Here is a 23,537-nt window from a genome sequence, read left to right as displayed (position 1 = left end):
CATTTATAGATCAATCACTAGATCAGACTGAGCGGAATTTACACAAATTTTTAATAGTTGAGCTGGTTCATGATTCGCTGAACCATTCAACAAATTCTTCGTTGAGCCTTGCGCTTTAGTGCAGGCGCATTTATTACAAATGCCCATACGACAACCATGATTAGGTTTAATCCCTTGATGTTCTAAACTAAAAAGAATGGATTGCCCTTTAGGTATCGCAACCGTTTTGTTCGATTGAGTCAATCTCACATTTATAAAACCAGTTTCCGAAGCATCCACATCAAATTGGCTTAAACTAAAAGCCTCAGTTTGAAGCAAAGCAGCACAAGAAAATAATTTTTCTGCTGTACTCACAAAACCCGATGGACCACAGGCATATACAGTGGTTTCATTTAAAGCTGAAATTTGATCAACATAACTCTGGTTCAAACGTTGATCTTGTTCTTGGGTATAAAAAATTTGATAACTGAAATGAGGAAAGTTTTCCGCTGTTTCTTTGAAATATTCAGCATAGGCTGCATCGGCCTGAGTTTTCACCCAATACATCAACTGTACAGATGTCGTCGAAAACTGTTTGATTTGACTCAAACTTTCGATCAGGCTCAGCATCGGCGTAATGCCGCTACCTGCTGCAAGTAATAACAGGTTAGGAGTTTGAATATGCTGCTGCATATCGCCATAAGGTTGCCCTAAATAGACAATATCCCCTACTTTAGCTTGCTCAACCAACCATGAACTCACCAAACCTTGATCAACTTTTTTGACAGTTAAACAGAGATGATCTGCATCTAATTGCATCAAGCTATACGTGCGTTCGTAATGACGCCCTGCTATTTCAACAGTGATAGGATGATGTTGTCCTGCTGCGCCGCGTTGTACATGACGATTGCATTGCAGAATAAGACTTACCGTATCTTTAGCTACCGTTTGTTTTTTTACAACTTTAGCGAGTGATTGATTCAAAGACCACAGTGGATTGATTTTTTGTAGCCAAAAATTGGCATCATGGTTCGTAATTACGCTTTGGGCTATTGAATTGAATAGAGAAATTCTCTTTTCGACTGCTTGCATGAGCGGGAACTCTGATCATTTTTAATTATTATACATATGTATATATATTTGTATATATATTCGTATAGGAATTTACATTTCCCAAGTAGTCAGACAATCGCTATAATCCCGAGTAGCTTACTTATATTTTGAAAATAATGGTTCAATCTTCTACTTTTTTACCGCTCGGTCATGACTCACTAAATGAACAAGATGTCATTGCTATGAAATCTCCTGTACGTTCGGTTGGTAGAAAAGCAACCATTACCAAAGAAGAACTTTTTCAGGCGACACTGAATTTAATTGGCCCACAAAAAAGTATTGCATCTTTGAGCTTACGTGAAGTAGCACGTGAAGCAGGCATTGCACCGAATAGTTTTTATCGACATTTTAAAGATATTGATGAACTAGCTATCGCTCTCATCGATCGTGCAGGTTTGGTATTACGTAAAATCATTCGCGAAGCGCGTTTGCAGGCATCTATGCAGCAAAGCATTATTCGAAGTTCAGTTGAAGTTTTCATTCAACAGCTCGATGCCGATGAAGGTTATCTCAGCTTATTATTACGCGAAGGATATACGGGCTCAACCTCATATAAACTCGCTGTAGACCGTCAGCTAAATTTCTTTCAGCAAGAATTACAAGAAGACCTGATTCGCCTAGAACAAATGAATAATAGTAAAATCAGTCATGCTGACATTGCAGCTAAAGCGATTACCCAATTGGTATTCAATATGGGTGCAAAAGTGATTGATTTACCTGCTGAACAACGAACTGACGTTGCAGAGCAAACCATGGTAATGATTCGTATGATTTTAGAAGGTGCCCGTCATTTCGATAAAATGGAAATTGATTAAGCAATTTCATCAGCATAGACTATCTTCATTTGGGATATATCTTTGTCATTTATCATAACTATAAGCAAATTTAGGCATACAGATCATGATCCTTCTCAATGACCGTCAAAGTATCATCGCCAGTTTTATTCTGATGTTTTTATTTTTAATGATGGTCATTCCCCTGCATTTGTTGCCTAGTTTTTTTGCAGGTTTCTTGATTTTCGAAATTATTAACAGTCTAAGCTCAATTGTTGAAAAACATATTGATGGACAACGTGCGCGTATCTTTATCAGTATTATTCTTGGAATTTTGACCACATTTTTGATTGGATTTTTTATTACTAGTTTAATTAGCTTTGTGATCTATGATTTAAAAGGAACAGGTCTTAACTCGTTTAACTTTAAGATTGATCAAACTCTCATTAAATTCCAAGCTGAAATGAGTCAATATGTCCCTGGTTATCTTCCTCATAGTGTTGCAGATATCAAGAATCAGATTTTGTCCTTCATCAAGAATAATATTTCGATTGTTAAAAATACAGGTACCGATATTCTGCATAACTTAACGACCATGCTGATCGGTTTAATTGTAGGTATCTTGGTTTCAATTCAGAACTTTAAGCAGCACGCACCACAACCTGTCTTTAAAGCTGCTATTTTACATCGTATTCAGAAGCTTTCGATTTCATTTAAAAATGTCGTCTTTGCTCAAGTAAAAATCTCTTTAATCAATACAGCACTATTTATCATTTTTGTTTTTATCGTTTTGCCTCTATTCCATATCCATTTACCTTTTGCTAAAACACTGACTATTTTGACCTTCATTTTTGGTCTTTTACCTATTATTGGTAACTTAATTTCTAATACTTTAATTATTATGGCTGGCTTAACCATTTCACTCTCAGTAGCAGCCATCGCTTTAGCATATTTAGTCATCATTCATAAACTTGAATATTTCGTAAATGCAAAAATCATTGGTACAAAAATTAATGCAAGTGCATGGGAAGTACTTTTGGCTATGCTCATTTTTGAATCGATTTTCGGATTAAGTGGCTTAATCGTTGCACCGATTTTTTACGCTTACATTAAATTAGAATGCAAAGATGCTGGTTTGATCTGAATTATATTCAGGCTATTCAGATTCAATAGATCAATTTATCATTGCGACTGATTTAGCAAAGTAATAAAAAGAAAAATGATGATAAGGAAAATTACAAAAGCCTTGCGAATTAAAACATTCATTCAGGCATTCTGCACTTAAGCTAGAACAGAATGGTTTTTATTCACGATGTTTCATTACATTATAATTGAATGAGGTAACTATGAATTCTTCAGCAGCGGCTTTGAAAGTATATACTCGTAATAATTTAGATGATTCTATCAAAGAAGCCACCGTTAAAATTTTAAATCAAATTCTTGCAAATCTTATTGATCTATCATTGCTTACCAAACAAGCGCATTGGAATATGCGGGGTAGTAATTTTATTGCGGTACATGAAATGTTAGATATGTTCCGTACTTCATTGATCACCCATTTAGACAATGTCGCAGAGCGTGCGGTACAGATTGGTGGAACAGCGCTCGGAACAACCCAAACGGTTGCTGAAAGTTCGCATCTTAAGCCTTATCCTATTGCAATCCATGCAGTGCAAGATCACTTAAAAGAGCTGGCTGATCGTTATGGTGTCGTTGCAAATCATCTTCGAGATACAATCGAGCAAATTAAAGATCCAATCTCTGAAGATATTATCCATGCAGCACTCGAAGATCTGGATCAATATTTATGGTTCTTAGAAGCCAATATCGATCAAAATTAAGTATATTCACGATATAAAAAAGAGGACGATTGGTCCTCTTTCTTATTACATCAGTCGTAATTATGGTTTAACTACAACTAAGACTTGAATCGCTTCTGGAGTCACAGAAAGACCATCTAATAAGCTTAGACCCTCTTTCTGGAACTTTTGTAAACGCTCAATTTCATCTTGACGAATACTTGGGTTAAATTGCTTAAGATAAGTTAAACGGTCAATTTCATATTGCCATTTGCTGCCATAATGCTCTTTGGCTTGTTGCATCAATTCAGGCAACGAGGTTTTGGCAATATCTAAAGCTTGTGCGTAACGCTGTTCAATTACATCACGACGAGCTTTCACAACTTGACGGCAGCTATTGCCATCGAGATGATGCAAATATGGGCGTAAAATACTTGGATCGATCTTGGCAGATAAATCTTGACCTGTTTCACTCAGTAATACGCGAATCAATTGCTTAGGCAAACTTGACGGTAAGTTCAACCCTTTTGGTGCAACTACATCGACCTTAAACCAAACTTCGAGTAAGACCGAACCTTGTTTTAACGCATTCGATTTGAGTAATGCAACGTTAGTACTACCAAATGATTGTGTGCGGATCATTTCCATCACACTTTCAATAAATGGGTGTTCCAAGGTCAAATATTGTGCATCTTCACGGATTTGAGCCTGATCACGATAGAAAGTTGCTGTCATGCCTTCTTCGTCCAAGGTAATGCCTTGAACTTGCATTTGATCCGTTGGTTTGATGATCACCGTACCATTGCTTTGCTCATCAAAGTCAATATTGGTCGATGACATGAAACGCTTCACAAACATTGGCAAAGTCGTGTTGTCATCATAGTCTTCAAGTGCTTGTACAATGCCCTGCGCAACGACTGGGCGACAAGAGTTGTACTCAAGCAAACGATCACGACCCGCTTGTAACTCAGCTTCCAAAGCTTGTCGTTGTACATTCACTTCTTCAAGTAAATCCTCAAACGTCTGACCTTGATCAGCCAATAAACAGTCTTTCAATTCAACAATAAAGTTCTCTTGCAGCGTTTGCGCCGTCGGAGAAATACTGCTGAAAATATTCAATGCTTCATTATACCAACGGAACATACGCTCTTGCGCTGTACCGATCAAATATGGCACGTGAATTTGAATGCGATTTTCCTGACCAATACGATCTAAACGACCAATACGTTGTTCAAGTACGTCAGGGTTTGCAGGTAAATCAAATAGGATCAAGTCACTGGCAAACTGGAAGTTACGTCCTTCTGAACCAATTTCCGAACAGAGAAGAATCTGAGCACCGTAACTGTCTTCGGCAAAGTATGCCGCAGCTTGGTCACGTTCCAATAAGCTCATGCCCTCATGGAACATGGCAGTACGAATACCTGCATGTAAACGCAATACATTTTCAAGTGCTTCAACTACTGGTCCACTACGTGCAATCAACAAGACTTTTTTATGTTTTAAATCTTTGCGTAGAACTTCCATCAACCATGGCACACGAGGATCATTTTCCATCCAAGCACCATCGAGTTGACCTTCTTCTGGCCACATTTGCTCTCGCATTTTGCCATCAAATGACCAGTCTTCTGGTGCTGGTAAAGGCGCTGGCTGGCAATCACGACCTGGGAAACCTTGAATCGCTTCACGTGTGTTACGGAATAAAATACGACCAGTACCGTGACGGTCTAACAACTCGTGAATCGCACGCATACGCTGTTCAGGCTGATCATCAATACGATGACCCAATAAGCCATCCAGAGCAGCAAGATGTTCTTCAGTCAGTGCTTCATCTGACATTAAGACTTCAGCCACTTTAGCTGTTTGCTGATATTGTTCTTCTTCGTCAAGGAAACGATCCAAACTACTAAAACGTTGAGGATCAAGTAAACGTAAACGTGCAAAATGACTTTCAACACCGAGTTGTTCAGGCGTTGCCGTAAGAAGTAAGACACCCGCTGTTTGTTCAGCCAACTCTTCGACAAGATCATAACGATCATTACCACCTTCTTCTTCACTCCACATTAAATGGTGTGCTTCATCGACTACAAGTAAATCAAAACCTGCTTCGACTGCTTGCTCACGCAAATCATCATGGTCAACCATTAAATCGACACTGGCAATAATGCATTGCTCAGTCAGGAATGGGTTGAGATCAGGATCATGTTCTTTGATCGAAGCGGTACGTGTTAAATCAAACAGGGAGAATTGCAAATTGAAACGACGACGCATTTCAATCATCCACTGATACTGTAATGAATCAGGTACTAAAATCAGGATACGTTCTGAACGACCTGTTTTCAGTTGTTGGTGGATAATGAGACCCGCTTCAATAGTTTTACCAAGACCGACTTCATCTGCTAACAATACGCGTGGTGCAAAACGTTTACCCACTTCGTGTGCGATATAAAGCTGGTGAGGAATCAAGCCAACACGCGCACCTAAAAAACCACGTAAAGGACTGGTATACATTTTCGCTTGCAATAACATTGCTTCAATACGAAGGTCATACCATTCTTTATAATCAATTTGGCTCGCTAACAAACGCTCTAAAGGTTTTGATAGCTGAATTTGTGCACCGATACGGGTTTCGTTCAATGACTTACGTTCTTGTTCGCCATTTTCTAGGCTACGAACGACATCATAACGCAGCACGCCATGACGATCTTCGATTGCTTCAACAATCCACTTGGTGCCTTCTTGATCTTGCACTTCATCGTTTACATTGAAAATGATACGAGATAAAGGTGCATTGTTACGTGCATAGACACGAGTTTCATCACTTTTGGGGAATAAAATGCTGATAGAACGTTCATCCACATCAATAAGAACGCCTAAACCTAGTTCAGTTTCTGTATCTGATAACCAACGTTGACCAATAGCAAACTGCTGCAATTTATTCCACCTTTTTTCATGTTAGCCCACATATTGTATGCCTTAAACTGATGAAAGTTTAAGCTACTTTATGTAGTTTTAAATTTGGTATTATGGTGAAAATGAATCACCAAATAAGCTCAATATTTTGACATAAAGCTGACTGAAATATCGCGCTTTACATCTAGTTTGATAAAAAAAATACGATTAAAACGGCACTGGGTAGTCAAAACTGAGTTGAGTGCCTGTTTTAGGATGAGTGAAGCTAAGTTGTGTTGCATGAAGACACAAACGTGCATAAAGCTGTTGCTGTTCAGGAGTTGCATATAAGGTATCTCCTAGTATTGGATGACCTAGATATTGCATATGCACACGAAGTTGGTGTGAACGGCCTGTAATCGGAATCAATTTAACTCGGGTTACTGCTTGTCCTTGAATTTCGAAATGCTCAATGGCTTGCCATTCGGTTAATGCAGGTTTGTGATGTGCTGCATCAGCGATATGTAATGGCGGACGACTTGGATCATAAATCACAGGAATATCAACTGTGCCCTGACCCTCTAAATGACCAGCAACCAAAGCTTGATAAATTTTTGAGGTTTGACGGTCTTGGAATTGACGTGAAATTTTGCTCTGTCCAAATTTGGATAAACCAAACACCAAAATGCCTGAGGTATCTCGATCTAAACGATGAATGAGTAAAGTTTTCGGTTCTAATTTTAATAAACGATTGATCAAACAGTCTTGTAAATCGGGTGTTTTCCCCGGCACTGTCAGAAGCCCAGCAGGTTTATGGATGACCATAAAATCTTCATCACGATGAATCAAATGTTCATTTAGAAAATTACTCAAGCGTACCTTCCAACGACTGGATGAAAACAAGCGGGCAATCATAAAAAGCTTGGAGAGAAATTACAATCAAATTTTAGCTAACTCGGTTATTTTTTAGAATGACTCACATTTAAGTCCCAAATAATACTGATCGTTTTCTCTAAATGGTGTATGCCACCATGAACTCAATAGTTTTAAATAAAGTTTTTTAAATTTGATTTGATATAAATATCGAAATTACAAAAAATAAAGTAACTTAAACCAACATTGACCTGTCAGCATTGCACATAACACTGCGAGTATAAGATTGAGTTTAGCGATTTAATTTTACTATCTCGCTATTTTTATATAGAAAATATCAAATCACCTTAAAATATTGAGAGAAAAATATGCAACTTCAAAATGAGAAAATGGCAAATTATGCTTTCTTAACAGATATGTATGAAGATTCATACTTCCCTGATGATTTGGTGAAAAAAGGTGAAAATATTCTCATCGCACTTTGTCAAAAAATTGAGCTAACACAGCCCAAAACTTTGGCAGAACTCTATGTTTTGACTCATGCAACAACTGACCAATTTAATGAGCTGCAAGAAGAGTTTTGGGAAAAAGAAAGTGAAATCGAAACGGCAGCACGAGAAGCAATTGCGCATGATTTTGATGTGATTGCTGGTGCTTACGGGTTTGCTGATGCAGATATAGAAGAGCTTATAGCAACACGAGATTGGTAATTTTTGTAAAGCAAGCACTCTCAGTGGTGTGCTTGCTTTTTATATCTTAGCCCTTCATCTCTGCAAAAGTTTCTTTTGCTGCTTGAATGGTCTCTGCAATATCTTGATCTGAATGCATAGATGAAATAAATCCAGCTTCAAATGCCGAGGGTGCCAAATACACACCACGCTTTAACATGCCATGGAAGAACTTCTTAAATGCTTCAACATCACACGCTAACATCGAATCAAAGCTGGTAATGTCCTCTTGATCGGTGAAATACAAACCGAACATGCCACCGACTTGCTGAGTTTTAAATGGAATACCCGCTTCATCTGCTGCAGCTTGTAAACCTGTAAGCAATTTCGCTAACTGTGCCGAAAGCTTGTCATAAAATTCAGGTTCACGTAGATGTTTAAACATCGCGATACCAGCACGCATTGCCAATGGATTCCCTGACAATGTACCTGCTTGATAAACACCGCCTAAAGGTGCGATGCATTCCATGATTTCACGTTTACCACCGAAAGCACCGACAGGTAAGCCCGCACCAATAATTTTTCCTAAAGTCGTTAAATCTGGTTTTACCTTATAAACAGATTGTGCGCCACCTAAAGCAACACGGAAACCCGTCATCACTTCATCAATAATGAATACCGATTTGTACTCATCGCAAACATCACGAATCGCTTGTAAGAAGCCATCGATTGGCGTCACCAAATTCATATTTCCCGCCACAGGCTCAATGATGACCCCTGCAATTTCATGACCAAACTTACTAAAGCATTCTTTTAAAGCTTCAATATTGTTATATGGCAACGTTAAGGTATGTTTTGCAAAATCAGCAGGTACACCTTTTGAAGTTGGCTCACCTTCACCTAAAGTGAGTAAACCTGAGCCTGCTTTCACCAATAACGAATCTGAATGGCCATGGTAACAGCCTTCAAATTTTACGATTTTGTCACGTCCAGTATAACCACGCGCTAAACGAATCGCGGTCATAGTCGCTTCAGTTCCTGAACTGGTCATTCGTACCAATTCAATTGAAGGCATAATCTCACAAATGGTGTCTGCCAAAGTGGTTTCATATACTGTTGGTGCACCAAAACTTAAGCCATCTTCTGCTGCGGTTTGTACCGCTTGGATAATATCGGGATGTGCATGACCTAAAATCATTGGTCCCCATGAACCAACATAATCCACATAACGCTTGCCATCAACATCCCACAAGTACGCACCTTTGGCCTTTTCGATAAAGACAGGCGTACCACCAACACCGTTAAATGCACGTACAGGTGAGTTGACACCACCTGGAATATGTTTATTTGCTTGTTTAAATAACTGTTCTTGCTTTGGAGATAAACTCATAAAAGACTCAACCTAGAATCGAAGAATAAAATGTCGAAACGATGCAAAAAATTATGCAAATAACTTTGCCCATGCATTTACACGAGCAGGAATTTCGGCTGTTGATCGCCCTAATATATCACTAATTACCGCACAAAGGCTTGCTCCTGCCTCGATGACCACTTGGGAATTTTCAACGGTCAAACCGCCAATGGCACATATTGGTACTCCAAACGTCTGCTTTGCTTGTTGAATGACTGCAATTCCAACATTACCTGCTTCAGGTTTAGTTGAAGTGGCATAGACTGCGCCAAAGGCCACATAAGTTGCACCTTCAGCAATTGCCTTTTCAGCCAGTTCTAAGGAGTTTAAGCAAGTGCGCCCAATAATCACACCCTCTGGTAGACGTGCAGTCGCATCGATAATTTCACCATCAGATTGTCCAAGATGTACACCTAAACCAAATTGTTCTGCCAAAGCTAAATCATCATTAATTACAAATGGAACTTGGTATTTTTCACAAAGTGCTTTGATTTGTTGCACTTCGGATGGTTGAGCTACTCTTGCCACTTTTTTACGGCGATATTGTAAAATAGCAATATTCTCCGTCGCCAAAGCCACATCTAATTTTTCTAATAATAATTGGAGGGGATCATCATTGGTAATCAGATAAAGACCGCGCATAGTTCAAACTCATCAATTTCATGTATTAAAGTATAAAGCAAAAATATTACGCACTTTTAATAAAACGCCCACGTGTAATTGCTAATATTACGAATAATAAAATCATGAAAATACCGACACTTCCACCACCTGATTGATTTGTTTGGCTAGTTTTTTGTTCTGGAATAGTACTTGGATGCAGATAGTTGTTTATCCAATCAGAGTAATTTGTAACTCGCGTATAAACACCAGGATAACCCACCTTGGCACAACCGACACCCCAACTTGCAATCCCAAGCAGATATGGCTTTTCTAAATTGTTTATCGTTAAACCTGCACCGCTATCACCATAACAAGCATCTGTAAGACTGTCTTGCATCGGTGATTCTGCACAAAGCATATTCTGAGTGATTTGTTGCGCGCTATATAATGATGAAGATAGACAATTGGCTAATTTTAGCGTGGTATATCTTAAAGTGGTTGGATACAGCGCAGGATTTCTCATCATTTGCCCTGCGTAATGCTGACAAACTAGAGATTGACTATTGTCACAATCCTCTAATACGCCCCACCCTGCAATTTGCGTCATACTCGCAATCAATGCATTTTGTTTTTCTAAAGTTGGATTAATAATATCGATTGTTTGGCAATTTTTACCACATTTTATAAAATCGACAGCACTTTCCAATTCTAATAGTGCAAGATCGTTATCATAAATACGATTATTATATTTCTCATGCATATGCCCCTTTTTAACTTTAATAATTTGTCCTAATTGAATACTTTGTAAATTTTGTGCGCCAATCAAAATATAATAATCACTGTTTTGTTTTTCGAGTGGTTCAATACAATGTGCTGCTGTCACCACCCAACGATCTGCAACTAAGCTTCCTGAGCAAATGTAGGATTGATAAGGGTCTAAAGGACTAGTTATGAGTGCAACTTGCCAAGGAATTTGTGCTTCAGATGCTATATTTCCGTTAATAATACGAGGTTGGGGGCTTATCTGTGCAAAGCTTATTTGAGCAATACTCCATAAGATACCCATCAAAGCCATATGATATTTATACAAAGTATTCAGCCTCTTTCATTAGATTACTGTCATTAATAAAAATGGGATTAATGGCGCAAGATCTGCAAAATTACTTTATACTTTGTACAGTAATAAATGATGCACATTGATCAAAATGATAAACTTTATTTCTAAAATCATGCTCCACTTTAAAGATAGAGAGTTTCTAAAAAACTCCCTATCTTTAAGATATCAAATTAACTATTACTAGTTGGACACGTTAGTTCAAAATCCCAAACTGTTCCACTTCTTGGTGCTGTCATACTAATAAAAACAGTCGTATATGGTGCAACCTGAAAAGTTCCTGAACCATTACCCGATACTAAGCCATCGGTAGTAAATACTTGAACTTTTTTATCACTATTTAGTGTAAAGACATCCATGCGGTCTGGAATACTATACATAGAATACGAAACTGAAACATCACCCTTGCCAGCCCCCATATTATAAGCATAAGAGAAAGACCCCTGACCACCAGATTGTTGTTGGGTCGCACATTGACCTAATGTGTCATTCTGACCACTTATAGTCCCTGTATCTCCGCCATTATTCTTGTATGTACCTGTGACTGTATTATTCGTTAAATTTCCCTGTAAAGTTACAAGCTGGCTGCCATTATTTTGCTGTCCTGTTACATTTATTTGCCCCGTAACCCCAACTGTTCCATCCAAAGAATAAGTCTGACCACTATTATTTGCTAAAATCCCTGATACTGGCGTATTCACGATAGGAACAGATTGTGCAGTAGGCAATGTTGCTTTATCTATCTCATTTTGTAATGCAACAACGCTAGTGGAAGATGTACTCAATACATCTGTATAGGTAGGCAATTTATCTAAGCCTTTATCAATAATTATTTGTATTGCCCCCTTAGTTGCCTCAACCAGATTAGTACCCTGTTGCCAAGCATTAATTAATGAATCACGGAAACGATTCAGTTTGGAATTTAAGCCTTCAGCAACAGGCGGCAAACCAACATCTGTATTTACATCATTAATGACTCTTAGACCACCTTGCTGTGCAGTAAAACCACCTATTAACATTGCAGCACTTGTTCCTGCAATAGCCACACCAACAGCCTGACAACCAGGCACAAAACCAGCACAGGCAGAACCTAAAACTAATCCTGTCAATAGACCTCTACGATTTTGTTGAGTCTGTTCAGCAAAACTATTTTTCCACGATTCATTAATCCACGAAAATGCATTGTCAGTATCTAAACTATTTACTGCTTTCGCTTTTGCAGAAGGAACTAAAGCATCAGCCTTGATAATTTCCTGCATCTCATCAGGTAATGCCTGAAAATCACCTGTAATTAATTTTAAGTCATCAATTTGATTTTTAGGTACTAAAGTATACGCACCTGGGTCCGAACTTTGGACTTGTCCAACAATTTGTCCTGTAAAACTTGGCGTTCCAACAATAGGAGCTATCCCTAATTTACCATTTTGATCATAACTCACCACACTGCCGCTTTGATATACACCTTTATTATCATGATTCGTAACAATTAAACGATTTGATTGCCAATAAAATTGAATAAAGTTGCCTGTCTTTTCATCAACAATCCGATCAATATTTCCAGAAGGATCAAATAAAGTTCGGGTTGTCGTTCCATTTTTTTCTGTTGTAACCGCTTGGGTAATCATCTTCCCATTCGCTGTCTGATCTATCAAATAATCTAATTTTGAACCATTTTTACTTTCTAATTGTACAGATGCAGATTGCTTATCTGTACTAATAAAGCTTTTTGCTGTTAACCCAGCAATTGGTTTTGTCGGTTCTTGTATTACTGATGACTTGCTCTCTTCTTCCCCGCCACCGCAACCACTCAATAATAAACTTCCAACTAAAACACTTAATAATGAATATTTCATAGCAATCTCCTTGCTTATATTGCCATTCTTTAGCATTAAAGAAAATTTAAGAGCTGTCTATTCCCCAAATGAGGTATAAATCGGCTTTGTTGGACAAATAGACGAAAGGTAGAGTTGTTCTAATCTTCAGATATTTATGCAACAGCCACCGTTTTAGCTGTACCAAGTTGAGTAAATTTATTCAAAATATCGACTCTTATTTGCAAGTCAACCACCTGACGATTAAAGCATCGACTAGATACACCTTGTCCAAGTCGTTTCAAGGCAAACATTTTAGCCTCTATTCTAGATCGTCGATGATAACCAATATCTCGTTTCCACTGCTTTTGACCCCTGTCCCAACAGCTTTGTACTGGATGATTCCTTGCTTTACCAATTTCATTTTCTGCCCATAAAGCAGCATTGGAACGAGGAGGGATAATTACATTTGCTTGCCGTTTCAAAATCGCATCATAACAATTCACTGTGTCATAAGCACCATCACCTGACAGATGCAATGGGTTCATCAATTTGATCTAAAAGAGGTTGGAGCATTTCAGCATCACCATATTGGCAGGTCGTGACTTCAACCGCTTGTATTTCTCCACTGTTTGCATCTGTCGCAAGATGTAATTTCAGCCATTGACGATGTTGGTTTACGCCATGTTTTTTACGCACCCATTCCCCATCACCTGTAACTTTGATCCCTGTGCTATCAACTAAAATATGCAAGTCTTCCTGTGGATTTTTTGCTGATTTATGTAGAAGTGGCTGGAGCTTATCTGCTCGCCGACTCAATGTTGAGAAGTCTGGAACATTCCAGTCGAGGTGAGCCATTTGAAAAAGGCTTTGAATGAAACCTTGTGTTTGGCGTAAAGCCAGTTGGAACAGGTTTCGTATCGTCAGGGCAAATTGAATTGCTATATCAGTGTAGGTAGGTTGACGTCCTTTTTTTCCAGTAGGTGTTGCAGACCATTGCATTTGGGGATCAAACCAAATGGTGAAAGCACCCCGTTGACGTAAAGCCTGATTGTACTCAGACCAGTTCGTTGTTTTGTATCGGCTTTTTGATTCTGTATTCATCTAACATGTATGGGGATAAAATTTATTTATGCAACAAAGCCCATCTAAAGTAATGTGTGCTGAATTAGCAGGAGACTTCCACTTCGGAGATTCTAGGCAGCTAACCGATAAAAGTCTTCTGCCATTTAATTTGGTGTCTTAAAATCCAAGCCTTTTTGAATTCTTCGCTGGTTATAAAATAACTCTATATATTTTGTAATATCCGCTTTGGCTTCTTTCCTTGTTTTGTAGTTGCGATGATGGACTAGTTCATTTTTGAGTATGCCCTAGAAACTCTCTATCGGTGCATTATCAAAGCAGTCGCCTTTTTTGCTCATTGAACCCTGAAAATCAAATTTCTCAAGTAAGTTTCGATATTCATTACTGCAATATTGGCTGCCTCTGTCTGAATGTACAATGAGATCTTTAGTAGGTTTCTGATTGCGAATAGCCATATTCAATGCATCACAAACAAGCTTGGCTGTCATGCGCTCATTTAAGCTATAGCCAACAACCTGTTTCGTGTAAAGATTTTTGACAGCTGCCAAGTACAACCAGCCCTCAGCCGTCCAAATGTAGGTAATGTCACTCGACCACGCAAGATTAGGCTTCGTCATTGAAAACTGTTGCTTGAGTAAATTGTCATAAATAGAACGGTTGTGATCACTGTTCGTGGTTCTTTTGAAACGCTTATGGCGCTTACAATACAACTGATTTGATTTTTTTATTTGGCGCACAGCATACGTACTTATTTTGATACCTTGCGCTTGTAAATGCTTGGTTAATCGAACATAGCCATAGCTTTGTTTGGTTTCTTCATGGGCTATTTTGACCAAAATTGTCTGCTGATTTCGCTGAATTGATCTTTTACTCATGCCTCGCTTTAGCCAATCATAAAAGCGAAAAACGGATACACGAAGTAATCGAGCCATTAAAATAATCGGAAATAAGTGGCTTTGCGATTTCATATAGGCGTACCTCACTGACTTTCTTTGGCAAAGTACGCTGCTGCCTTTTTTAAAAACTCATGTTCCATTTCAGCTGTTTTGTACCTGCTAAAGTTCCAGCCTTTGCTTTGTTATTCCAGTTCGAAAGGGTTTGCATTGAAATGCCAAGTTGTCTAGCGGATTCCGATACATTACCTTGGTTCTCTTCAATGGCTTTTATGGCTTCAGCTTTAAATTCTGCGGTGTAAGTCTTCTGTTTCTTGCTCATGGTAAACTCCTAATGAGTATGTATAGTTTACCAAGTTAAACCCTCATGTTTTTTAAGCACACATCAATCATTCTTGAGGTCAACCCGTTATACTCATTTTATATTTATCATTCTTTGCGCTCAGGAGTCATAACATCATGGAAATAGAGCTTAAATTTCAACTTCCTGAATCTAAGAAAAAAAGTGTTTTACAAATATTGAATAAGCAAAAAGCGCAAAAAATTCAGCTCCAAGCCAAATATTATGATACCGCTGACCGCTTACTTGCCAAAAACTATGTCGCTATCCGTTTACGCCAAGAAGGTGAGCATTGGGTACAAACCTTTAAAGCCGCCAGTAAAAATCATCTACAACGGATTGAAGAAGATATTGTATTGGGTAAATGTGAACAGGAACCTGAACTGGATTTATCGCTTTATCAGCATAACCAGACCGTTCAAAATGTGTTGCGTGATATCTTGGGTGATTCACCTGCTGATTTAGAATTGCAGTTTCAAACTGATGTGCAGCGTAGCTATCATGTATTTGAGTTTAATCATTCACAGATTGAAGTGTGTCTGGATGATGGCGAAATTCGTACAGGCAAAGATCAGGCGAAAATCTGTGAAGTTGAATTTGAACTCAAACAAGGTTCCGCTCAGGACTTAATTGATTTTACCAAGACATGGGTAGATAAATATCAATTATGGCTTGATGTGCGTAGCAAAGCAGAACGTGGTAATTTACTCGCAGTTGGCAAACGTGTTTCTCCTGCGACCAAAGCCAAACAGCTCAATTTAGAATCTGAACTTAGCGCGGAACAGTCGCTTAAACTGATCGTCGAAAATACCTTAAACCACATATTGCCGAATGCTGCCGCAATTGCCGATGGTGTTGCTGAAGCCGATCATATTCATCAAGCACGTGTCGGCTTGCGTCGCTTACGTTCTGCTTTAAAACATTTTTCAAATTGGTCAGCACAGATTGATCCAACTTGGGAAAATGAATTAGCAGAACTTTTTAAGGCTTTGGGGCAATTACGTGATCACGATGCAATTCAGGATTCTGTGATTCCGCTTATAAAACAAAGCTGTGATTTTGAATTTCCTATTGATGCTGAAATAGATTCCAATATCGCCAAGCTTTTCAGCGGAGCTAAAACAACACAGCTATTCTTATCATTATTTAGTTTTATATATTGTGGAGATAAATCGAAATCAAAATTATCTAAACAAGTGGCTAAAAGTTTGAGCAAGCTTTTTCATAAAATTTTAATGGACGCGACTCAGTTTTCTACACTTACAGTTGAAAAACAACATCGTACTCGTAAGCGTATTAAGCAATTGCGTTATTGCATCGATTTTATTTCTAGGCTTTATCCTGAAAAAGAGGTTCAGCAATTTCTGAATAAACTAGAACCAATCCAAGAATATTTAGGTTTTTATAATGATCTCTTTGTGGCAGAACAGGTCTTTGAACAACAGGCAGCAGAACAATCACAATTTTTATTTGCTTTAGGTTGGGTTAAGGCACAGCAGCCGCATGTCGCAAAGAAAGCTAATAAAAAGTTACAGCATTTATCGGCTCAAGATATTTTCTGGAAATAGCAATCTCTACTCAAACCCACATACTGATCAGTGTAAATCGCCCCTAACCCCTCTTTGAAAAGAGGGGGATGAAAAGCTTGACTGGATAAGAAACTATCAAATTCTATCGATATTTCCCAAAAATCTTCCATGTCCCATTATCAGCAATCGGATCACTATAACTATCATTACGCTGCTTACGTGGCTTATCTCGCGCATCTACCAATTTAAAATGCGGCTCAACACTTAAAATCACGCCATTCATATAAAAACGGGTACGCGTATATTCACTTTGTCCATGTTGAAAGACATAAGTTCGTAAATCAATAAACTCACGATGTGCCACCAAAGCCGCAGTATCATCACTCCCCAACCATTCCTGCATCGCAAAAATCTGATCGGTCTCAAATTTTCCACATTTTTCGAGCAAAGCCGCTACGCCACGAAAAGTCTTAGATTCTTTAGCCCGTGTTTTATTAATTCGAATACGATCTACATGAAAGAAAAACAGTGGCAAATTTAGATGGCTCGGTAAATGAATCGCATCAACGACATCATCCTCCATAAAAGGCTGACAGAGTTGCTGCGCCCTTTCAATCAAAGGTTGCCATTGTTGGTAGTATTCATCGACCTCGTCCTTTAAACCATAATAAATCGGCAAACCTTCGACATGCTCTAAATATTGGGGTGGATGAATATGTTGACGTAGTAAAGCGATATCCGTTTTAAGGCTTTGAATTGCAATCGCATCTTGCATAGTGATTATTCTAATTACTTAGGCTATTTTAGATTAAGCCAAAGGTTTAGTTTCCACAAGGCTTTGTCTATAATATCGTGTCTTATTTGTTGTTGGGAAAAATCATGTCTCAAAAAATTAATGCCACTGATGTGACAGAAGAAGAAGCTTTAAATGCGATATTTTTTGAGCGAGCAGATGAATTTATCAAACAAGCCAATGAGTTTTGTCGCCCACAAAAAGGACAGCAACCCAAACCAGAAGAGTTACGCGGACAAGTCAGCGCTGCCATGTTATTTGCAACAGCTCGTTTTAATACGTGGGTTGCAGCAAATAATTTTAAAGATGGCAATGAAATGCGTGATGCCAAAGAACAGGTGATGTCTTATTTATTGCAACAGTTTCAAATGATGCTTGAAGACAACTTTGACGAATATTGTGAGCAGTTTGAAAATTACTTACGCTTTCGTAAAAATGAAGATTTTCATACGCATAAACACGATCACGAATAATCTAAACGTAAAAAGAAAGCCACCTAATGGTGGCTTTCTTTTGGTCTGTTATTTTAAGTCTTGGGCTTTACCATATTGGTCAGCCATCACTTCCACAAACTGATCCAATTTGATGTATTTTTTAATTACAGCATCTACATCTGCCTTACTCAACTTTGCAAGTGCTTGATCTCGTTCAGCACGATCCATCAAGGTTTTATTTCGCTCTAATTGACCCGTAAGCATACTATGAATATTTCGTTCATCTTCTAATGAAGTCACACGCTTCTTCATAATATCGGCTTTGGCTGCTTCAACCTCTTGTTCAGTCACACCTTTGCTTAGCAAATCAGTTAATACTTTATGAACAGATTGAGAAACTTGATCAGAACGACCAGCTGTATAATTCGCAGTAATACTAATTGATCCACTATCTGTATCAGAATCTAGATCAAGGTTGCTTCCAAATCCATAAACAAGCGCATTTTTCTCACGTAATTCCTGCGCCAAGCGAGAAGACAATTGCGAGTTACCCATAATATGGCTAAGGATAATGAGTGCGGGAGCATCTTGATGATAAGCCCCTACTGGAATCGTCAGGATACTTTGATAGCTACCAAACTCACGTTGCTCGGATAGTGCATGGACTTTTTCAGCTTTGAAAGAAACATAAGGAGAAGTAATTTTTTGGTACGGCTGTTTCGTTTTCCACTGTCCAAATGCTTTCTGTAGCATGCTTTGCATTTTTTTCGGATCGAAATCACCTGTCACAGCAATTTGACCATGATCTGTCACAAAGAATTGATCATAGAATTGCTTCACCTGTGCTTGCGTAGCCGCATTTAACTGCTGCTTCGCAAACTCTGGTTCAAAGTGATAACGCAAATCACCTGGTTGATAGGTTTCGAGTAATCTTGCCAAAGTCATAGATGCGACTACAGCAGGTTCAGTATAAGGTCGATCTAATGCAGATAAACTTTGATTTTTTGCTAAATCAAATTCCGATTGTGCAAATTTAGGTTGCTTCATCACATCGATAATAAAGTTTAAAAAATCTTCAAACTTATCTTTTTTTGCCTGAATCCCAATTGTTAAACCATTACCATTTGAAGTGATAGATGCACCACCACTTGCAGCAATCGCTTTATCTGTAATTTCTTGCAGTGTATGTTTTTGGGAACCACGCAACATCAAATAACTGGTTAAATCTAAGGTCACTCCTTTACCAAACAGTGATTTTTCTGTACCAAAATCTAAGCTAATCGTGGCATAGGTTTTGTCATCACGTGTTGTGGTTGGGAATAAAGCATAGCGAATACCATTCTTTAATTCACCACGTTGAATTTTTTGCTCATTTTTTTGCAATTGCTGCGCAGACTGTGCGACAAATTGAGTGACTTCTTGTCGATAAATGGCAACATCTTTCAAAGGTTCAGGCTTTTCGGCACTTTGATCTAAGGTTTTAGGTTTATCTTGTGCCTTGAGTGTCATCGCTTTCTTTTGATCTTCAGGCGTAGGCTGAATATCTCCCGAAATACGATGCGATGATACTAAAAACTGTTTTAATGTTTGATTGGCATCATTTAATTTTAAATCTTGAATGGCTTGTAAATCTTTGAAGTATTGATCCCATTGTCCGTGTGAAGACACTGCATAATCACTAAGGCGAGAACCCAAAGCAACGGCATCATTTGCAATCGTATCAGCGGTATTTTGAGTAATAGTTTTGATACGTTGTAATTCTGCGTCGGTAAATGATTGGCTATTCTCAACACCATCAATCAACGCATCATCAACTTTCTTTGCATCATGATTCGGCGCATACACCGCACCCATAAAGACCATATTAAAATCTTGGTCCAACCATGTCGTTGATTGAACAGCTGTACTCAATCCTGTTTCTACCATGCTCTTATACAACGTACCACTAGGCTGCATGGTATAAAGTGCTGGTGCAAGTGCTAATGCTGGTTGTAGTTGCGTATTTTTTCCATTCATATAAATGTGGAATTTAGCAAGATCACTACCCTTTTGCACCGTGAATTTTCGCTGCTCAATCTTACTAGAATCTAAGACTGGAACTTGAACAGGTGCAGGTACAGTACGTGCAGGAATCGGACTAAAATATTGATCAATTTTATTTAATACTTCTGATTTATCAAATTTTCCAGAAATGACCATCACAGCATTATTTGGTGCATACCATGTTCTATAAAACTGATTTAGTTCATTCATTTTTATAGATTTTAATTCAGGCAAATCACCAATCGGCAATCGACCTAAATATTGATTGCCATAAGCCGCTTTCCACATCTGATCCATCAATACTGCAAACGGTTGATCCATACGAATTTCACGTTCACGTTTTACGATTTCGATTTCAGATGGAACAAATTTTTCTTGTAGCACTAATCTATCCATACGCTCAGACTCAAGGTATAGAATTTCATTCAGTGCATTTTTTTCAGGACGAACAATATTTAAATATTTAGTTGAGTAATAATCGGTACTGGCATTGGTCATTAAAGTGAATTGGTCCAAACGACGCTGGAACTCCTCACCTTTTACATTTTGTGTGCCTTTAAATGCCAAATGTTCGAGCAAATGAGCAAGACCACTTTTCCCTTTAGGATCGTTAAGAGAGCCTGTTAAATATACTGTATTTACATAGACTTTATTTTCTTTATCATTTGGTGCAAGAATAACTCTGAAACCATTATCTAATTTGTATTCTTCAATATTTTTTTCACTTTTTACGAGTACTGTCTGAGACCAAGACGTTGCACTCAACCCGATCAAACAAAGTGAGAGAGTAAGCTGCTTAAACCGCATTAACATAGATTATCCGAGTTTTTTGGTGATTTAAATAAAAACAACAAGCTATACTAGATAATGGTTTAAATTTTTAATAGTTATGTTTTGAAAAAAGCTGTGTATTTAAACAGCTTTTTTCTATGTTTTTATAGCGGTTTAGTTAAAATTTAGATCGTCAGTTCAGCTTGCATATACAGTTTTGCATAACCTGAAATTTCAATACGATCCTCAGACTCAATAACACACTCTAAAACCCCACCTCGAACTGATGCCTGATATGCGATAAGCTGAGTTTGATCAAGTTTTTCAGCCCATAAGGGCGCAATTGCGGTATGAATCGAACCCGTAACAGGATCTTCATTAATCCCAATCGCAGGAGCAAAATAGCGAGATACACAATCAAACTGACCTTCACCTCTTGCTGTAATAGCAACATCAGGTTGAGATGCAGTAATTGCGGTACGTAATGCGCCTAATTGCTTTAATTTTTCAAAATCAGGTTGCTCGTTTAATACATCAGCGACTGTTTCATATTCAACAATATACGCCTGACCATTCAGATAAACTGCTTTAAATGGCTTGGTTAAACCATCGCGAAGTTCCTGAGGATATTCAGATACAAGTTTAGCTTTTCGAATAGGGAAATTCATTTTAATCTTGCCGTCTGCTGCTTGGCTAACGACAGAAATTCCCAACTCACGCACATGAAATTGAATGGTTTTTATTCTTGTAAAATCTTTAAATAATACGAATGCACTTGCCAGTGTCGCATGTCCACAAAAAGCGACCTCATCAGTTGGCGAAAACCAACGAATTTCATAATTTGTCTCATCAATCTTTTTAACAAAAGCCGTTTCAGAAAGATTATTCTCTAATGCAATATTTTGCATGAGATACTCATCCAACCATTCATCTAAGACAATGACTGCTGCTGGATTGCCTTTAAATAATACTTGGGTAAAAGCATCAACTTGATACATTTTCATAGCAACAGACTCTAAATATTTTTCAACTATTTTGAACTTTTAGCCGATAAAACATAGATACAGATTTATCTAAATTTACGATACAGTGCATATTTATACGTTTAAAAATCATGTGAAATACACTATGAAAGAACGATATTAACAAACAATATAATAGAACTAAAAAAATGCCGACAAAAAAGGGCGTTACTTAAACACCCTTCTCTTTAGCTCAGCTTTGTTTAATCTTCCATGTGTTGAATAATGGCTTGACCAAATTCAGAACAGCGCAATAGGGTTGCATTCGGCATTAATCGTTCAAAGTCATACGTTACTGTTTTCGCTTCAATTGCACCAGAAACACCTTTGATAATCAAATCAGCAGCTTCGCCCCATCCCATATCACGTAACATCATTTCAGCAGAAAGAATAATTGAACCAGGATTAACCTTATCCTGCCCCGCATACTTTGGTGCTGTTCCATGTGTTGCCTCGTAAACTGCTATCGCACCGCCAATATTGGCGCCCGGTGCAATGCCAATTCCCCCAACTTCTGCTGCCAGCGCATCAGAAATATAGTCACCATTCAAATTAAGCGTCGCAATAACAGAATAGTCTGCTGGACGCATTAAGATTTGCTGTAAGAATGCATCGGCAATCACATCTTTAATAATGATGTCTTTACCATTTTTAGGATTCTTGATTTTAACCCACGGCCCACCATCAAGTAGTTCACCACCAAAGCGCTCTATTGCGAGTTCATAGCCCCACTCTTTGAATGCACCTTCGGTGTATTTCATGATGTTACCTTTGTGGACCAACGTCACAGAAGGTTTATCATTATCTATCGCAAACTGAATAGCTTTACGTACTAAACGTTGTGTCCCTTCTTTAGAAACAGGTTTGATCCCAATTCCACAGCCTTCATCAAAACGGATTTTTGTTACGCCCATTTCTTCTTTTAGAAATTTAATCACTTTTTTAGCTTCTTCTGAATCTGCTTTCCACTCAATCCCTGCATAAATATCTTCTGAGTTTTCGCGGAAAATCACCATATCCGTAAGTTCAGGATGTTGAACAGGTGAAGGAACCCCCTCAAACCAACGGACTGGCCGCACGCAAACATATAAATCAAGCTCTTGACGCAAAGCAACGTTCAGTGAACGAATACCACCACCCACAGGTGTGGTTAAAGGGCCTTTAATCGAAACAATAAATTCTCGTAAAGCTTCGAAGGTTTCTTCAGGCATATAAGTGCCATAAATTTTATCTGCTTTTTCACCGCAATAGACTTCCATCCATTCGATCGAACGTTTGCCACCGTAAGCTTTTAACACCGCAGCATCTACTACTGCTTTCATAGCTGGTGTAATATCCACACCAATACCATCACCTTCAATAAAAGGGATGATTGGATGATTTGGAACATTCAGTGACAGGTCTGCGTTTACTGTGATTTTGTCACCATCGGCAGGAACCACGATCTTCTGATAACCCATTTTGCAGGTTCTCCCTCATGTATTTAGCGATTATCACTATGCCTTCTATGGCATACTTTCGTTTTTATTGCATGAAACAGTTTAGTTCAAAACAGGTTTTTTTGAGATTTATACGGGAAATAACAACATTTTCCCA

The 23,537-nt window shown here is 38.3% G+C and carries 17 protein-coding genes and 2 pseudogenes; 6 read left to right on the top strand and 13 right to left on the bottom strand.

The window, feature by feature from the left end:
* Positions 1-3: 3 nt before the first annotated feature.
* Positions 4-1,071, bottom strand: coding sequence for a ferredoxin reductase (locus tag HYG88_RS02870; protein WP_005157929.1), 1,068 nt, complete (start codon positions 1,069-1,071; stop codon positions 4-6).
* 137 nt (positions 1,072-1,208) lie between these two features.
* Between HYG88_RS02870 and fabR the strand changes: the two genes are divergently transcribed.
* The 3 genes from fabR to dps all read left to right on the top strand — a co-directional run bounded on the left by fabR (position 1,209) and on the right by dps (position 3,706).
* The gene (gene fabR, locus HYG88_RS02865) at positions 1,209-1,907 is read left to right on the top strand and encodes an HTH-type transcriptional repressor FabR (RefSeq protein WP_005157932.1); all 699 of its coding nucleotides are present in this window, start codon (positions 1,209-1,211) and stop codon (positions 1,905-1,907) included.
* An 85-nt stretch (positions 1,908-1,992) separates the two neighbouring features.
* Entirely contained in the window at positions 1,993-3,009 is a 1,017-nt protein-coding gene (locus HYG88_RS02860; RefSeq protein WP_005157935.1) for an AI-2E family transporter, read from the top strand.
* Between the two features lie 202 nt (positions 3,010-3,211).
* A complete protein-coding gene (gene dps, locus HYG88_RS02855) occupies positions 3,212-3,706 on the top strand; it encodes a DNA starvation/stationary phase protection protein Dps (protein ID WP_005157937.1) in 495 nt (164 codons plus the stop codon).
* Between the two features lie 60 nt (positions 3,707-3,766).
* Here the strand turns inward: dps and rapA are convergent, their stop codons facing one another.
* Together rapA and HYG88_RS02845 are read right to left on the bottom strand one after the other, a co-directional pair.
* Entirely contained in the window at positions 3,767-6,595 is a 2,829-nt protein-coding gene (rapA, locus tag HYG88_RS02850) for an RNA polymerase-associated protein RapA (protein ID WP_178882554.1), read from the bottom strand.
* A gap of 186 nt (positions 6,596-6,781) precedes the next feature.
* A complete protein-coding gene (locus HYG88_RS02845; protein WP_178882553.1) occupies positions 6,782-7,426 on the bottom strand; it encodes an RluA family pseudouridine synthase in 645 nt (214 codons plus the stop codon).
* Between the two features lie 368 nt (positions 7,427-7,794).
* Between HYG88_RS02845 and HYG88_RS02840 the strand changes: the two genes are divergently transcribed.
* Entirely contained in the window at positions 7,795-8,136 is a 342-nt protein-coding gene (locus tag HYG88_RS02840) for a DUF5713 family protein (RefSeq protein WP_178882552.1), read from the top strand.
* Positions 8,137-8,182: 46 nt separating this feature from the next.
* Here HYG88_RS02840 and hemL read toward each other — a convergent pair whose 3' ends face one another.
* From hemL to HYG88_RS02810, 6 genes and pseudogenes are all read right to left on the bottom strand, one after another.
* Positions 8,183-9,484: a glutamate-1-semialdehyde 2,1-aminomutase gene (gene hemL / locus HYG88_RS02835; protein ID WP_178882551.1), complete on the bottom strand. Its 1,302-nt coding sequence runs from the start codon at positions 9,482-9,484 to the stop codon at positions 8,183-8,185.
* Positions 9,485-9,535: 51 nt separating this feature from the next.
* Positions 9,536-10,147, bottom strand: a complete 612-nt coding sequence (gene thiE / locus HYG88_RS02830; RefSeq protein ID WP_005157951.1) for a thiamine phosphate synthase — start codon at positions 10,145-10,147, stop codon at positions 9,536-9,538.
* 46 nt (positions 10,148-10,193) lie between these two features.
* Positions 10,194-11,198 (bottom strand): serine protease, encoded by a 1,005-nt coding sequence (locus HYG88_RS02825; RefSeq protein ID WP_256731040.1) that lies wholly within the window; start codon positions 11,196-11,198, stop codon positions 10,194-10,196.
* Positions 11,199-11,395: 197 nt separating this feature from the next.
* Positions 11,396-13,075 (bottom strand): hypothetical protein, encoded by a 1,680-nt coding sequence (locus HYG88_RS02820; RefSeq protein ID WP_087548168.1) that lies wholly within the window; start codon positions 13,073-13,075, stop codon positions 11,396-11,398.
* A 134-nt stretch (positions 13,076-13,209) separates the two neighbouring features.
* Positions 13,210-14,137 (bottom strand): annotated as a pseudogene (locus HYG88_RS02815) (IS5 family transposase).
* A gap of 125 nt (positions 14,138-14,262) precedes the next feature.
* Positions 14,263-15,331 (bottom strand): annotated as a pseudogene (locus HYG88_RS02810) (IS3 family transposase).
* 137 nt (positions 15,332-15,468) lie between these two features.
* On the opposite strand from HYG88_RS02810, the gene HYG88_RS02805 reads away from it, so the two are divergent.
* Complete coding sequence (locus HYG88_RS02805; protein ID WP_005157971.1) at positions 15,469-16,917, top strand: CYTH and CHAD domain-containing protein; 1,449 nt, start codon at positions 15,469-15,471, stop codon at positions 16,915-16,917.
* Positions 16,918-17,020: 103 nt separating this feature from the next.
* On the opposite strand, the gene HYG88_RS02800 is transcribed toward HYG88_RS02805, so the two are convergent.
* Positions 17,021-17,653 (bottom strand): hypothetical protein, encoded by a 633-nt coding sequence (locus HYG88_RS02800; RefSeq protein WP_005157974.1) that lies wholly within the window; start codon positions 17,651-17,653, stop codon positions 17,021-17,023.
* A 104-nt stretch (positions 17,654-17,757) separates the two neighbouring features.
* Here HYG88_RS02800 and HYG88_RS02795 point away from each other — a divergent pair, with 104 nt between their 5' ends.
* The gene (locus HYG88_RS02795) at positions 17,758-18,144 is read left to right on the top strand and encodes a DUF3144 domain-containing protein (protein WP_005217661.1); all 387 of its coding nucleotides are present in this window, start codon (positions 17,758-17,760) and stop codon (positions 18,142-18,144) included.
* A 48-nt stretch (positions 18,145-18,192) separates the two neighbouring features.
* Here the strand turns inward: HYG88_RS02795 and HYG88_RS02790 are convergent, their stop codons facing one another.
* The 3 genes from HYG88_RS02790 to icd all read right to left on the bottom strand — a co-directional run bounded on the left by HYG88_RS02790 (position 18,193) and on the right by icd (position 23,401).
* Positions 18,193-20,961: a pitrilysin family protein gene (locus HYG88_RS02790; RefSeq protein WP_178882550.1), complete on the bottom strand. Its 2,769-nt coding sequence runs from the start codon at positions 20,959-20,961 to the stop codon at positions 18,193-18,195.
* A gap of 143 nt (positions 20,962-21,104) precedes the next feature.
* Positions 21,105-21,923, bottom strand: coding sequence for a PhzF family phenazine biosynthesis protein (locus tag HYG88_RS02785; RefSeq protein ID WP_178882549.1), 819 nt, complete (start codon positions 21,921-21,923; stop codon positions 21,105-21,107).
* 221 nt (positions 21,924-22,144) lie between these two features.
* A complete protein-coding gene (gene icd, locus HYG88_RS02780) occupies positions 22,145-23,401 on the bottom strand; it encodes an NADP-dependent isocitrate dehydrogenase (RefSeq protein ID WP_005157986.1) in 1,257 nt (418 codons plus the stop codon).
* Between the last annotated feature and the right edge of the window lie 136 nt (positions 23,402-23,537).

The organism is Acinetobacter sp. SwsAc4 (assembly GCF_013391535.1).
GTDB lineage: Bacteria > Pseudomonadota > Gammaproteobacteria > Pseudomonadales > Moraxellaceae > Acinetobacter.
This window is presented reverse-complemented; position numbering and strand designations above follow the sequence as displayed.